This is a genomic window from Aliinostoc maniaoense (assembly GCF_058172895.1).
The window spans coordinates 1142557-1157229 of sequence record NZ_CP187952.1 but is presented as its reverse complement, the minus strand read 5'-3'; the positions used below and the strand labels follow the sequence as shown (position 1 = coordinate 1157229).

The 14673-nt window shown below is 39.3% G+C and carries 16 protein-coding genes; 10 read left to right on the top strand and 6 right to left on the bottom strand.

From position 1 onward, the window contains the following. The first annotated feature begins 150 nt into the window (after nt 1–150). From ACPZ3T_RS05225 to ACPZ3T_RS05205, 5 genes are read left to right on the top strand one after another with little or no spacing between them, the layout of a single operon-like run. A complete protein-coding gene (locus ACPZ3T_RS05225; protein ID WP_490274057.1) occupies nt 151–1197 on the top strand; it encodes a hypothetical protein in 1047 nt (348 codons plus the stop codon). Between the two features lie 21 nt (nt 1198–1218). Continuing rightward, nucleotides 1219–2034 (top strand): hypothetical protein, encoded by an 816-nt coding sequence (locus ACPZ3T_RS05220; RefSeq protein WP_490274056.1) that lies wholly within the window; start codon nt 1219–1221, stop codon nt 2032–2034. 31 nt (nt 2035–2065) lie between these two features. Continuing rightward, on the top strand, nt 2066–2758 hold the full coding sequence (locus ACPZ3T_RS05215; RefSeq protein WP_490274054.1) for a hypothetical protein: 693 nt from the start codon (nt 2066–2068) through the stop codon (nt 2756–2758). A gap of 10 nt (nt 2759–2768) precedes the next feature. Further along, nucleotides 2769–4292 (top strand): TrbI/VirB10 family protein, encoded by a 1524-nt coding sequence (locus ACPZ3T_RS05210; RefSeq protein ID WP_490274052.1) that lies wholly within the window; start codon nt 2769–2771, stop codon nt 4290–4292. A 19-nt stretch (nt 4293–4311) separates the two neighbouring features. Continuing rightward, nucleotides 4312–4857: a hypothetical protein gene (locus ACPZ3T_RS05205; protein ID WP_490277124.1), complete on the top strand. Its 546-nt coding sequence runs from the start codon at nt 4312–4314 to the stop codon at nt 4855–4857. Between the two features lie 166 nt (nt 4858–5023). Here ACPZ3T_RS05205 and ACPZ3T_RS05200 read toward each other — a convergent pair whose 3' ends face one another. Further along, nucleotides 5024–5308, bottom strand: a complete 285-nt coding sequence (locus ACPZ3T_RS05200) for a hypothetical protein (protein ID WP_490274050.1) — start codon at nt 5306–5308, stop codon at nt 5024–5026. Continuing rightward, nucleotides 5289–5534 (bottom strand): hypothetical protein, encoded by a 246-nt coding sequence (locus ACPZ3T_RS05195; protein ID WP_490274048.1) that lies wholly within the window; start codon nt 5532–5534, stop codon nt 5289–5291. Before ACPZ3T_RS05195 ends, ACPZ3T_RS05200 begins: the two co-directional genes overlap by 20 nt. A gap of 629 nt (nt 5535–6163) precedes the next feature. Between ACPZ3T_RS05195 and ACPZ3T_RS05190 the strand changes: the two genes are divergently transcribed. The 3 genes from ACPZ3T_RS05190 to ACPZ3T_RS05180 all read left to right on the top strand — a co-directional run bounded on the left by ACPZ3T_RS05190 (nt 6164) and on the right by ACPZ3T_RS05180 (nt 8270). Next, the gene (locus ACPZ3T_RS05190) at nt 6164–6514 is read left to right on the top strand and encodes a hypothetical protein (RefSeq protein WP_490274046.1); all 351 of its coding nucleotides are present in this window, start codon (nt 6164–6166) and stop codon (nt 6512–6514) included. A 313-nt stretch (nt 6515–6827) separates the two neighbouring features. After that, the gene (locus ACPZ3T_RS05185; protein WP_490274044.1) at nt 6828–7367 is read left to right on the top strand and encodes a Dps family protein; all 540 of its coding nucleotides are present in this window, start codon (nt 6828–6830) and stop codon (nt 7365–7367) included. Nucleotides 7368–7502: 135 nt separating this feature from the next. Next, nucleotides 7503–8270 carry a ChaB family protein gene (locus ACPZ3T_RS05180; protein WP_490277123.1) on the top strand — a complete coding sequence of 256 codons (768 nt, stop codon included), beginning with the start codon at nt 7503–7505 and terminating at the stop codon, nt 8268–8270. A gap of 153 nt (nt 8271–8423) precedes the next feature. On the opposite strand, the gene ACPZ3T_RS05175 is transcribed toward ACPZ3T_RS05180, so the two are convergent. Then, nucleotides 8424–8696 carry a GlsB/YeaQ/YmgE family stress response membrane protein gene (locus tag ACPZ3T_RS05175; RefSeq protein ID WP_490274042.1) on the bottom strand — a complete coding sequence of 91 codons (273 nt, stop codon included), beginning with the start codon at nt 8694–8696 and terminating at the stop codon, nt 8424–8426. A 558-nt stretch (nt 8697–9254) separates the two neighbouring features. Here ACPZ3T_RS05175 and ACPZ3T_RS05170 point away from each other — a divergent pair. After that, nucleotides 9255–10523: an MFS transporter gene (locus ACPZ3T_RS05170; protein ID WP_490274040.1), complete on the top strand. Its 1269-nt coding sequence runs from the start codon at nt 9255–9257 to the stop codon at nt 10521–10523. Nucleotides 10524–10702: 179 nt separating this feature from the next. Next, nucleotides 10703–11674 carry an N-acetylglucosamine kinase gene (locus ACPZ3T_RS05165; RefSeq protein ID WP_490274038.1) on the top strand — a complete coding sequence of 324 codons (972 nt, stop codon included), beginning with the start codon at nt 10703–10705 and terminating at the stop codon, nt 11672–11674. Here ACPZ3T_RS05165 and ACPZ3T_RS05160 read toward each other — a convergent pair. The 3 genes from ACPZ3T_RS05160 to ACPZ3T_RS05150 all read right to left on the bottom strand — a co-directional run bounded on the left by ACPZ3T_RS05160 (nt 11666) and on the right by ACPZ3T_RS05150 (nt 14445). Next, nucleotides 11666–12721: a WD40 repeat domain-containing protein gene (locus tag ACPZ3T_RS05160; RefSeq protein WP_490274036.1), complete on the bottom strand. Its 1056-nt coding sequence runs from the start codon at nt 12719–12721 to the stop codon at nt 11666–11668. The genes ACPZ3T_RS05165 and ACPZ3T_RS05160 overlap by 9 nt on opposite strands. 361 nt (nt 12722–13082) lie before the next feature. Then, complete coding sequence (locus tag ACPZ3T_RS05155) at nt 13083–13232, bottom strand: hypothetical protein (protein ID WP_490274034.1); 150 nt, start codon at nt 13230–13232, stop codon at nt 13083–13085. After that, nucleotides 13180–14445, bottom strand: coding sequence for an FGGY-family carbohydrate kinase (locus tag ACPZ3T_RS05150; RefSeq protein ID WP_490277122.1), 1266 nt, complete (start codon nt 14443–14445; stop codon nt 13180–13182). Before ACPZ3T_RS05150 ends, ACPZ3T_RS05155 begins: the two co-directional genes overlap by 53 nt. Between the last annotated feature and the right edge of the window lie 228 nt (nt 14446–14673).

Genomic DNA, 14673 nt, shown 5'->3' with positions numbered 1-14673 from the left:
TATATCCAAACCCCCATCAACCTCCAAATCTCTCTCTGCGTCTCTGCGTGACGGCAGTCGCTACAACGGGGGAAACCCCCGCAACGCGCTGCCTCCTCTGCGTGAAAAAATCAACCAACCAAAAACATCTTCCCAACCATGTAAATTAAAATGTCCTTTTATACACAAATCCTAGCAGAAATTGGCATTACCGACACCCTAAATAGTGGTATTACAACCGCGCGCCGCCTAGCCGAAAGCTGGGACAACCAATGGCTAGACTTACTCCAAAATAACACCAACAATAACCTCTATGGAGCATTAACCAACCTAGGTGTATTCTTCGCCGTTGGTACACTATTATTTTTCATGATGCAATGGCTAAAAGACGTAATTCACAGTGAATATTCCCGTCCTATATCAGCACTTGTTTGGCCTTTTATCGTCGTAGTTTTACTCAGTAACCCTGGTAATGGTAGCATTCTCTCAAACTTAACATTAGGCGTGAGAAACTTCATTAATACAGTCAACCAGCAAGTTATTACTACAGCCAACGCCAATCAAGTTTACCAGCAAGCATTAAATATGAGTGTAGCCGAAGAAGTAGCTGGTTCTTTACTACGTCCTTGTCAGTCCCTCACAGGAGAACAACAAAGCCAATGCTTAACCAAAGCCAGCGAAAGAATTGATAACCTCTGGCGGGAATACAGAAATTTATACGGGAATCAAACTTGGATTAATAGACTAGAAAATCAAGTCAATCAAATTAGATTCGGCACAGGAATTGTTACCGAAACTAACTTTAACTCTTTATTAGGTAATACCGCTCAAACCACAATTAAAAACTTTTTAATTTCCTTACAATTCGCCTTTCAAAACTTAATTGAAGCCACTATGTTGTTAATAGCAGCTTTAGGCCCTTTAGCTGTGGGTGGTTCTTTATTACCTGTAGCTGGTAAGCCGATTTTCGCTTGGGTGACAGGATTTTTATCGGCGGGAATTGCCAAAATATCCTTTAATATTATTGCCGTTTTCACTGCCGCCGTGATCATGAATGGCCCAGCACAAGACCCCAATGCTAATCCTGATTTAATGTGGTTTATCATCTTTTTGGGGATTTTAGCCCCCGTATTATCGTTAATTTTAGCTGGTTTAGGGGGAATGTCAGTATTTAATGCTATTAGTCATTCATCAGAATTAATCAGAGACAGAATTTAAAATTATGGGGGTTAATGAGCAATGGCTAACTTGCTGACGAGAAAAAAAGAACAAAAAATTAGTGCGTTGACAGTATTTGCGATCGCCACTTTCGGTTTACATTTATTAGTATTATTAATTTTCTTGTTACAAGGTATAACAATTCGTCAATTAAGCCTACGCAAACCCCCGACTTTCGTGCAGACAATTGACGGCCAACCTATCAACAATATTGATGAACTAGCCAGAGAACCCCAAGCCATTCGTCAGTTCGTCAGTAAGACAATGATGTCCATGTTTAATTGGTCGGGAACTCTACCCCCCCAAACTATTGAAGAAGTCGCCACACCCAAACCCGACCCAGGAATTTTAGTCAGAACCCCAGGCGGTGGTAGTCAAAAAGTAACTACGAGTAGTTGGATAGCAAGTTTTGCCATTTCTGAAGACTTTCGCAAAGGCTTTTTGAGTGTAGTGGCTGATATGACTCCCCCAGAAATTTTTGCTACTAACCCCAACCAAATTATCACCGCAGAATTAATTATTAAACGAGTCTATCCCCCTGTACAAATCTCCCCTGGTCAGTGGCGGGTAGGAATGGTAGCTGACTTAATTCAAAAAAAATCTGTGGATGGTAAAAAATTAATTACTCCTTTTAATAAAGATATATTAGTGCGGGCAGTAGATTATTTTCCTTATCCCTTAGCAGAAAATAGCACCGACTTACAAAAGGCTATTTATAGTAGCCGCACTGACAAATTAGAAATTTATGAAATTCGCAATTTATGCTTAATAGATAACTATAACAATGGAGATAATAATCAAGCTAATCCCTGTACAAATGATAGTTTTCTTAGATGAATAATCAGGACTAAAGTCCTTACTACAAACTATGCAATTACTCAAATCAGAAACTAGAAAAAATAGTATTCTCCCCCTGTTAGCAGTAGGGACATTTAGTTTACACCTGTTCACCTTACTGTTACTAATGTTTCATGGGTCAATGTTACAGCTATTAAGTCAGCGACTAACACCACGTACTTTAGTACAACTTGCTAACGGTAATGCCATTACAGTAGACCCAAAACCAAGCACAGAAAGACATCCCGAAACAATTCGCCGCTTTGTCGGTGAAACCATGACGCTGATGCTCACTTGGTCATCCCAACAGCCACAAGCAACTATCTGGGAAACTAGTTCCTCATTATTAGCTACCAATTTACAATCAAAATTTTTATCTGAGATCAATAACTTGAATTTCTCAGGGAAATTTGGCAATACTAACAGAAGTGATCAACATATATTAGTCATTCAAAGAATTTCTCGACCAACCGGACTGCGTGAAGGAGAATGGAAAGTAGAAATACTAGCTAATCAAATCATCTTTAATAATTCAGACAACTTAGGCAGGTCAATTCCCTTTAATAAACAAATTTTAGTCAGAGCTATAGATGAATCACCAATTTCTCTCCCCACTACACCCCTACCCTGGCAATTAGCTGCTTACCGTCTGGGTGAAGCTCGGTTAGAAATTTACAATATCTGCGACCTCAAAGACAAAAACTGTTCCGGTAATTCCAACTAAGTACTACACCATGACTACCTATTCTCCAAGTTCCGAAATTTCCCCCCAGTCAACCACTGAAAATTACCAATTAGATAATTGGGAATCACAGATGGCGAAATTAGTGGGTTTAGAAGCAGAATCTGTTGATGTTAATCCTCCATCTTTAGCAGAACAACCATCACCACCCCCACCCCCAGCCGCTCAAACTGAACAACCCTTAGCTGCTAACCCCTTTGCCAAATTAGCCTTAGTCGGTACAGCTACCTTAACTCTCGTGTTGGTAGCCGGGGTATTTTTATCGCAAATGATGAGCGGGAACAATCAAAAGTCAAAACCGAATAATTTAGTTACCTCTCCCACGCCATCACCAGTGACGAATTTATCTCCTGAACCAAACCTGCAACAAGAAGTAGAAACTCTCAAAACTAAATTAGCTCTAGCTGAACAAGCTCAGGCGGTGAAGATAGCACAACAAAATCTGAGAAATGCTACTACACCCTCTCCACGTCCAACAGTTACCCCCACTACACAAAATAATGCTGGTGCGACGACTCCGAGATTATCAACCCAGCCTGCAACCCGGACTGTGATAGTTGAGCGAGTTGCAGCCAACCCTCCTTATCTACCACCACCCATCCCTGTAGCTAATACTCCCATTACCCAGCCACCGCCACCAGTCGCACCTCCCACCGCACCAGCTACACCCAACCCCTTTAGCGAATGGTCAAGGTTAGCTAAATTGGGTAGCTATGGCGAGGTGAATATTGGTGATGCACCGAAAATTACAGCTACTGCACCACCAGAAACTAATAATTACGTGCCACCGGCAGATGTCAATTCTAGAACTTCTCAACCACCGAGAACATCTCCGATGATCAGTCAAGCAAGATACCAAGCTCCTAAAGCCCTGAAGGTGGGAACTAGTGCTAAAGGTGTCCTCGCCACGGCTGTATTTGGTGAAAATACTAGAGGACGAGGTAATGATAATAACGAAAACCCCAATGTATTTGTTGTGCAACTACGAGAACCACTCAAAGGCACAGATGGGGCGATCGCTTTACCTGCTAAAACTGAGTTATTAACCCAAGTCAGTTCTATTTCCGAACAGGGTTTAGTGCAGTTGAACATAGTCAAGGTGATTATTCCAGATAACGGCAACCTCACAGAAAGAGACATCCCACAAAATGCCCTTCTCATCCGTGCTTCTGGAGGTAGACCCCTCGTAGCACGGCAATATCCCAATCGCAGCTCGTCAATCGCCTCAATGGATGCAGGATTATTTGTCTTAGGTGGCATTGGTAAAGCCGCAGAATTATATAATCGTGTCGATTCTCAAGTCACAGTCAACGGTGGTAGTACCGTTGTCACCAACGACTCTAACCGTAGAAATATCTGGGCGGGAGTCCTGGAAGGCGGTTTAAATTCCGTAGTTCCGCAAATTTCCCAGCGCAATCAACAAGCGATCGCGCAAATGATGCAACAAAGCAACATTTGGCTGTTGCCTGCCGGTACTGAAGTTGAGATATATGTCAATCAATCTTTGCAATTATAAGATGAAAAAATACCAGTTTATGCAGTTTTATTTACATCGTCATTTCTGCAACGGTGTTTCTCTAATATTTGCAACTGCCATTTTATTATTAGCAGGTCGGGCTATGGCTAATAACGCCGTTCTGCGCTCGATTTTTTCCTGTCAAGCCCAAGGTTTAAGCGGGGTTGTACCTACCATTAAAGTTTGGTATCAACAAGGGACAAACTTAAGCTTTATTCCCGCAGGTGAAACCATTAGAAAAGTTTGGCTTAACGACCCATCACAGGTAACATTAGACTTTGACGGCCCTATGTGTATGCAGTTTGGCCCAGACAGGGGTAACACAGGAGACTGTAAAAACTCAGGAGCTAATGTCATCCAACTGCGACGGATTCCGAAACTAAATATTCCCGGTTTACCCAACACTAATAATACACTTTTAACCGTAATTACCGATGCTCAAGGTCAACCAAAACTATATACTTTTAGGGTTCTCTATGGGGATGAAGCACCGGAATATCATACTTTAGCTGTGTTTGCTGATCCTCCTCCTGCTGGAGAATCATGTGTGAGAGTTTCTCGCTAAATGAGTTTTAATTAAATCCAGTAGTTGACAATCAATTAATCTGTGTGTAGGTTTTTAGCAAATGCAATAAATGCCAGAAAAACAATTTTAAAGAGGAAATTTTGAAAGAGCTTGAATCTCGCCGTGGTGTGAAAAACCTACACCTGTGATTTTTTGGTAATTGTTATTAATTTTGCTCAAAATTACGCAACGACCGTCTTAACAAAACTACATTTTTGCGTCTACGCTGACGCTGACGTTTAACCCTATTGAGATAATTATCAGCATAGCGGAAAGCCGCCGCACCATCATAAGCCGCGATGGCGATCGCTTGAAAGAACACCTTGGTAGGAACTTCTTGATCACAAAGCCTTTGTGTCAAAATCAACAAATCTCCATCGGTTGCAGGTAAACTTGCCTCTTCTGAGCCATCAGGATCATAAAAAATATCTTCAATTACAGCTTTGAACATTTTGAACCTCCCCAAAGGCAAAAGATGCAAAACCTGTAATGAAATTTAATTGTTGTTCTCGCGTTTGTAAGTTATGCGGAAGTTCCGTATCATTACATCCGATTTCCTTAAGAATTTCTAAACAATAAGCTCTCAGTTCGCTACAAGAAGCATTTTCCCATTTAAGACCAACTTCTTTAGCTTTTTCTACATTGCATCGGATAACGTTAGTTACAGGGCTAATCATCACAGTCCCCTCATAAACTTGATGATCGCAGTGTTGATCAAAAGCACAAATTAACGTAACCGTGTTTTTGCGGAATTTATGAAGATGCCATCCTCAATCATCAGCGCATTCGCGTACAGTAAATTTGAGGCGATCGCGGTTTTCTCTTAAAAATCTCGTCAGGTTAACAAATAGTCTTATAAGTATTGCAAGTATGCTACTGACTACCTTCTCAGTAATATTAATCAATCCTTTTAGTAATTTTACTGTCAGTAAAACTTCTACCTAAAGTCATAGATAATTATTGCTTTTACCTCGATTTTAATTTATTAATTATTTAGGTTGACCATACTATTTCTCATGTATCACAAGTAGGATTTCATTGTTTAAATTACAACATTAAATTTCCTTCTTTGGGTCGATTTTAAATATGTTTTTTTGGTTAACAATGAAATTATTGCGTGAATCTTGCTGTTAAAAAAATATCCTGATAGACAATTAATTTATTATTTCTCTATTTAAATAATATAGCAAATCATCAGGATTTTGACACAAGCTTTCAACAAAAATAGACATGAGTTGAACGTTCAAGAAATTGTGATCAACTCACTTAAGTGATGTCTTTTGCAAAATGTAATTGAGGATCAGTAATGAAAATTTTTAGATTGGCTTTAAATCCACTCAAGTTTCTGGTTGTAGCTTTTACCTGCGCGCTCATATTTTTATCTAGCACAATTCCCGCCTTTGCTATCGAAAGCTACCAAAGCGAACCAACCGAAGCTACTACACAACTTCTAGAAACACAACGCAAAACTGATGAAGTAGCTAAGTCTGCACCCCCCACACTCAAAGAGGTACAAAAGAAATCCAACGAGGGACTCAATGAAGTACAGGGTGCTGCTGATATCGACAAAATGAAACGTCCAGCAAACTCCCAAAGTGCAACTTCTGTAGAAGATGAAGTTAAGAGTTTCTTGGAAAAAGTTACTGGTAATAAATAACTATAAGATTCATATTTGATTTTTGAATCACAAGTAGGGTGTGTTAGTGATAGTCACACCCTACATATACTTATATTTTTTCAGAAATCAAACTGGATTGCTATAGGTCATATTTGGCAGGTAAAACTCTATTCTATAAAGATTGATTATCAGCATAAATACCGTTTTTTAGATGCTTTTTTATGTGATTTAAGGCATCTACTGCTACTTTAGAGATAGTAAATTGCTATTTTATAATCTTTCCTTTGATTGATGTGCTGAAACCCCATTTTTTGCGATTTTAGTAGATAAGTTAACTTAGGAAATGAAAGCAATGCGTACTATTAACATTGGTTTAACTGAAGAACAACGTCAAGGTGTAATTAATTTGTTAAATCAAGATTTAGCAGATTCTTACCTCCTATTAGTCAAAACCAAAAAGTACCATTGGGATGTAGTTGGCCCTCAATTCCGTAGTCTGCATGAACTCTGGGAAGAACATTACGAAGAGCTAACAGAAAATATTGATGAGTTAGCCGAAAGAGTTCGTGCTTTAGGGGGTTATCCTGTAGGCACAATGCGGGGATTTTTAGAAATAACAACCCTTAAAGAACATGGCGGAGATGTTCCTAGTGCTACTGAGATGGTAGCGCGACTCGTAGAAGATCATGAGCAAATCATTCGCAACTTAAGAGACCATGTAGATCGTAGTGGTGACGAGTTCCATGATCAAGGAACAGCCGATTTTCTCACCGAACTCATGGAAGATCACGAACAGATGGCTTGGATGTTGCGCTCATTTATTGAAGGAGAAGCAGTACAACCTAGTGGTACACAGCCTGCACGTCAAACTAAAACCCCTGTGGGTGTGTAGGTAAGGCAGGGGGCAGAGGGAGGCAGGGAGCAGGGGAGCAGGGGGCAGAGGGAGACAAGGTAGATTTTTACCCCAATGCCCAATGCCCCATTCCCAATGCCCCATTCCCAATTCCAGTATTTAAGGAGTATGCAAGTGGCAGAAGTTTATCAAGCAGAACGTACAATTTCTGTTGTATTTAAAGAACAGAAGCAAGTTGATGATGCAATTCGACGTTTATTAGATAGAGGTGTACCTAGAGATCATATTTCGGTCATGGGTAGAAACTTCCAATCAGAAACTCGTATTGCGGGATTCATTACTAAAAGGGATGTGATTCTGGGAGGTTTAAGAACTGGGGCAATTTTTGGTTCTTTGTTTGGTTCATTTCTCAGCTTGCTGACAGGTGTGGGAGTGCTGTTTATTCCTTTTATTGGCCCTATCGTTGCAGCCGGGCCTATTAGTGCCTTATTATTGGGGGCTGCTAGTGGTGCGATCGCAGGTAGTGCTGGTGCTGGTTTAGTATCGGTTTTCACTGCCTTGGGAATGCCTGAAGATAAGGCAGCCGTGTATCAAACCCGTCTACAAGCTGGCGAGTTTTTACTGATGGTAGAAGTGCCAAGCGATCGCGCCGGTGAATTTCAGTTACTCCTAGAAAGTGCTGGTGCAGAAGAAATTAATACTATTGACAAAACTTTAACTCATCCCTGTTCAGGGCCTTGTAACAGTCCAGAAGACTTATCGCCTGAAGTGCGTTCTCATCTTTCCTCAGAAGCTCAAAAGACATTTATTCAACGCTATAATGCTGTGTTAAATGAAACTAGCGATGAGTTTACAGCAGAACAAGCAGCTTGGGCAGATGTGCATCAAAAGTTTGATGAAGACGAAAACGGTGTTTGGTCAAAAGCTAAAGTTGGTGTTTAAAATTCGTAATAATCTACGAGAAGGCTAACGCCTACGTAATTCGTAATTCGTAATTACGAATTATTTTGAGTTTATGATTTAAAATTTTAAAATTACTCCACTTTTTTAAGCAGTGGAGTTTTTATGTTTTATTTTGAATGTTGAATTGATTAATTACTGACTGGTACGTCCAGTTACTAAACCCCAGATAAAAATAGCAATTATTGCACCGATAATAGCAACTATAAGACCGGGAATACTTAAGGTAGCTGCTGTTAGTTGTAGTCTTCCTGTTTGTAAAAGAGCTACTAAAGTACCACCAATTAAAGCACCAATCACCCCTAAAATCATTGCTGATATGATACCACCGCCCTGACGACCAGGGTAAATAGCTTTAGCGATCGCTCCGGCAATAATACCAAGAATTATCCAAGCGATAATGTTCATGATTTAATTAATTTTGCAAAACACTTACCAGTAATTTATTCATTAATATATTATTTTCCTTCTATCGTAAGAAATAAGTATTAATAACTATATTAATGAGCTTAGATGTTTATACAACTTATACAATTTCTTGATGTAGCTTGCCTGGCGTAGCCATAGATGGACTTTATTCTGTACTGTAGAGACGTTGCATGCAACGTCTCTACATCATTTATTTGACGCAAATTCATAGATAATACTGGCATATTTTATGTAGATTCTGTGACGCTGCAAAAGTATTGCAACGTAGTCGTGAGAGTGATAGCGTCACGCACCAACAATCAATTGTCGCTAAAAAAAATGCGATCGCTGTGTTCGCCAGGTAACAGTTATCCCCTAGGGAATAGTAGCAAGCTACACAATTGATATTACCTACCACGCCAAAGATAGGATAATCAATATTTTTTTTGAATGAATTAATGCTGCGATTAGCGTTTATAATCTTCAGGAAGTATTCCTAAATAGGTAAAAATCATCAACTTATTTAGAGGCTTTTACAAACTTTTTTTAGGCAAATTAATGCGGAATCCTGCTAAATCTTCCCCTTGGGAATATATTCCCACATTATATTTTACTTCTGGTGTACCTTACGTCATTATTAACACCGTTTCTGTTATCTTTTATAAAAAACTTGGCATCAGTAACGCACAAATTGCTCTATGGACTAGCTTTTTGTATCTACCTTGGGTAATTAAGATGTTTTGGGGGCCAATTGTTGATATTTACTCAACAAAAAGAAAATGGATGCTTTCTAGCCAACTAGCAATATGTTGTTGTTTGGGTATAGTAGCCTTTTGTTTACAATTGCCCAATTTCTTTTTTATCTCCCTAGCAGCGTTAACATTAGGAGCGTTTATTTCCGCAACATATGATATTGCTACCGATGGCTTTTATCTTCTAGCGTTAGCTCCAGAACAACAAGCTTTCTTTTCTGGTATTCGCTCATTATTTTACAGGCTAGCTGTCATCTTCGGCTCTGGTTTTTTAGTAGTTATCGCTGGTTTATTAGAAAAATACTTGAATAATATCCCCCTGAGTTGGACAGTAGCAATTGCCTTGGCTGCTATCATACTGGCAATACTATTGATATTTCATCGTTTAGTTTTACCATTACCCGAATCTGATCAACCTAGACAGCCTCAAGAAGTTAATCAGATACCATTTCTTAAAATTATTAATTCTTATTTTCAACAAGAAAGAATTTTCGCTATCTTAGCCTTTATATTGCTCTACCGATTAGGTGAAGCAATGCTTGTGAAAATAGCCTCTTTATTTTTATTGGATAATCCAGAGGCAGGTGGACTAGGATTAAATACATCGGAAGTTGGCTTAGTGTATGGTACTTTTGGGGTAGTATCTCTAATTTTTGGTGGGATAATTGGCGGTTTAGTTATATCTAGATATGGCTTAAAAAAATGTATACTGCCAATGGCTTTAGCCTTGAATTTACCAGATTTGTTTTATGTTTACATGGCTTATAATCAACCTTCATTAACATTAGTCTATCCTCTAGTTTCTTTAGAACAGTTTGGGTATGGCTTTGGGTTTACGGCTTTTACTGTTTACTTAATGTACAGTTCTCAAGGAGAATATCAGACTTCTCATTTTGCGATCTCTACAGGCATCATGGCATTAGGAATGATGCTACCTGGAATAGTGAGCGGCTATTTGCAAAGTTCTCTGGGATATCCCTTATTTTTTGTTTTAGTTTGTCTATTAACCATTCCTGGAATGATGACTTTATTTTTCATTCCTTTAAAAGCGGAAAGACAAACTAATTTACCATAAATCAGCTTGTAGTAAGGACTTTAGTCCTGATTTCTCTTAATATACAAGGGTGCGTCAGTATGAATAATTTTTGAGTATAATTAGGTTCTATTCCACTGACGCACCCTACCCAAGTTTAGTCCTGATTTCTCTCAGCACTAAAGTGCTTACTACAAACACCATAAATTATCAAAACAGTCATGAATTATGTTTTAGGAATAGACGGCGGCGGTAGTAAAACTGTCTGTATATTAATGGATGAACAACATCAAATCATTGGACGAGGTGAAGCGGGTGCATCCAACTACCAGAGTATAGGTAAAGTAGCAGCTTGCCAATCTATTGCAGCAGCAATTTATCAAGCCGCTAAAGAAGCATTAAAGTTAACCACCTCAATTACAATTATATCAATATGTCTGGGGTTAGCTGGTGTTAGTCGTGCCGCAGATATTGAAATAGTTAAAAGCATAGTCACAGAATTACAAAATCATCAATCTTTACCTATTATCTGGGATTTACCACCATCAAACATCATTATTTGTAATGATGCTTTAATTGCTTTAGTGGGTGGAATTGGTCATCCTCAAGGTATTGTAGTTGCAGTTGGTACTGGTTCTATAGTTTTCGGTCGTAATGCTGAGGGAGAAATTAAGCGAGTAGGTGGCTGGGGATATATTTTAGGTGATGAAGGTAGTGCCTATCAAATTGCTATTGCTGGAATGCAAGCATCGTTAAAAGCTTATGATGGACGGATAAAATACACTAGACTTGTAGAAGATTTTTCACAACATCTGAGTTTAACAAGTATAGAAGATTTAATTGCAGTCATTTATCGGGGTGACTGGGGAGTTAAAGAAATAGCTGCTTTAGCACCAATTGTAGATTTAGCAGCCGCCTGTGGTGATGAAGTTGCTAACAATATCATTGATGATGCTATTCAAGAATTAGTCACAGCAACATCTACAGTAATTGCCAGTATTTTCAACCCAGACTCAGTATTTGAAATCGTGACTACAGGAAGTGTATGGCGTGGTAAAGCGGAAATACAAGAGAGATTTAAGATATCTATAATTAAGAAATATCCCCAAGTAAATATCATTTTTCCTCGTCATGAACCTGCTTATGGTGCTGGTTTATTAGCATTACAGCAACAGAACACGATTTTAATTTGAGATGCGCCAAATTTTCACTGTTTCATCTCCACCACCACTAACAAGAGTTTTACCATCTGGACTAAAAGCCAGAGAAAACACGCCAAATATATGACCCTTGAGAGTGCGAATTTCTTCTCCGGTGGTGATGTTTAAAAGTTTAATTTCGCTTTCCCAACTGCCACCATGACTGAGATTTTTACTGGCGTTATTTGCACTGGCTAGGATTTGTCCATTAGGGTGAAAACTCAGAGATTTAGCACTAAAGCCTTCTAAAGTGCGGATTTCTTCTCCTGTTGTGAGATTCCACAACTTGATAGTATCATCATTAGCAGCACTAGCGAGAGTTTTGCTATCACAACTAAAAGCGATCGCTCGTAGTGTAGATGAATGTCCTGTGAGAGTGTGGACTTTTTTACCTGTTTTCACATCCCAGAGTTTGATAGTTTTATCTATCTCCCAACTAGCACTAGCAATAGTCTTACCATCAGGACTTAAAACTATGGAAGTAACCTTGATTTCATCGTCTTTTATCGTGTGAATTTCTTCCCCTGTAGTGACATTCCAAATTTTAATAGTATTATCCCAGCCACCACTAATTAGGGTTTTACTATCGGGGGTAAATACAACAGAATTAACACCTAAATTATGTCCTTTGAGAGTAAGTATTTCTTTTCTAGTCGCCAAATCCCAAAGTTTGATAGTATCATCACTACCACCACTAGCCAGAATTTTGCCATCAGGACTTATAACAACAGAATTAACACCCCAAGAATTACCCTTGAGAATGTCAATTTCTTCTCCGGTTTTCAGATTATAGATTTGGATATTCTTTCCACTAGTGATAGTGATAGTTTTACCATCATGACTAAAGTTAATAGTATCAACTGTGGCATCTACTGATAATGATTTCTCTAAAAAGAAACTGCTCGGTAGACTATTAATTAAATATATGGGATTTGCAATAAATCTATAGCGAAAATAACTATAGGCAGAAGTAATAAACAACCCTACCATTAAGACAGTCAGACTTTGTAATAATCTTTGTTTTAGGTTGAGAACTAGCATAATTTTACTCTGCTTAAAGATTTTATAAAGCAGAAGTATTTTTCTTGATCTGCTTCTATAAGCTACTACTGTTTAAGATAGGGTATTTACGCAAAAAATTCCTATATTAGCCTTGCAATTATCAATTAACCGCTTATTTGCTAAATATTTGCGATAAAATAATAAAATAAGGAATGACCTGATAAATTAGTTAAGGGGATAGATGATATACATCTACCCCCAAATAGCTGCCCAGATGACGAACCTGGAACTATAGAAATTCTGGTATCTAATGAACCCAGTATCAGCCGTCATATGTTGATTGTCACTGGGAGAGATACGGAATTATTGAAAATGGGAATTGGGCATATCAATTCAAAATTCAAAATTCAAGAGTTTTTCTGCCCCTGCTCCCTTGTCTCCCTTGTCTACCTTGTCTCCCCCTGCCCCCTGCCCCCTGCCCCCTGCCCCCTGCTCCCCTACTCCCCTGCTCCCCTGCCTTCTTTTGATTTAGCCAAAAGTGCTGTTCCATAGGCGGCTTCTGTATGCACAGAGGAAACTACTGGCACTTTTAAATAGCGTTGACGAATGGCTGCCCAAGTGAGGTTTTTTGCGCCGCCACCGGCTGTATAAACTCGATTTAAACTATCTGCCCCTAATTGTTGCAATAATTCATAACCCCGTGCTTCTATACGAGCCATACTTGCTAACAAGCCATGTAGAAATTCCACGGGATTATTTGGGCGTGGTGTGAGTCGTGGGGATAAATTAGGATCATTGATGGGAAAGCGTTCCCCTGTTGTCAATAAAGGATAATAATCTAACTCGCTAGGTTGAGAAATATCAATTTCAGCACTGAGATTTTCTAATTCCGCATCAGTAAAGAATTGCCTTAAGACTGCACCACCAGTATTAGAAGCACCACCCGTTAGCCACAAATCACCGAGACGATGGCTGTAGATACCATATCGGGAATCTTCTGTGCGGGTACGACTCAAAAGTTTTAGTACTAATGTTGAACCCAGGGAAGTGACGGCTTCTCCTGGTGATGTTGCACCACTGGCTAAAAAGGCTGCAATGCTATCAGTTGTACCAGCACAGACTAAACAATCAGCAGGTAGTAAAAATTGATGGGCAACTTCAGGGCGTAATTCTGCTATCGGTTCTCCAGGGGCTAATACTTGGGGTAATTGAATTGGTAGTTGCAGATTTGTCAACCATTCTGGGTATGCTAGCTGTTCTACGTCATAACCTAACTTCAAAGCATTGTGGTAATCAGTGATGCCCAACTTACCATGCAGGAGAAATCCCAGCCAGTCGGCTTGATGCAAAAAATATTTCCCTTGGCTAAAAGTTGGTAATTGCATCATCCAGAAAAGTTTAGCCAAGCTGGAGGTTGCACTTAAAACAGTATGATGTGGCGGTGCGATGTTGCTCAATTGTTCTAAGACTATTGATGCCCGGCCATCGTTGTAGAGTAAGGGTGTAGATATGGGGTTGCCTGCATCATCACACAATAACACAGTTGAGGAAGTGCCGTTAATAGCGATCGCTCTCATCTGTTGCCGCCAATTTTCCGGGATTTGTGCCAGCAGCGTCCATAATGCTGTTTCCCATGATCTGACATCAGCGATCGCCCCTACTGCCCAAGGATATCGCATTTGTGCCTGAATTTGGGCTGCCTCATCAATTACCACTGCCCTCGCTCCAGACGTACCAAAGTCGATTCCTAAATAACAACTCATAGCAATTTTGGATTTTGGATTTTGCGGAAAGTTCTGTAGGCGGGTTTCCCGCCGTAGGAAACTTTTCAAGACGGATTTTGGATTAAAAGCCTATATTCTTAGCGTATTCCAGAATCTGGAAACAATACTACCTATCCCAATTCAGTATCATAATCTATAAATTTTTTTTATGAAAAATAACTCAGACTACCGAATTAAGCAGGGATTTTGTTACAAGATGCAACAAGA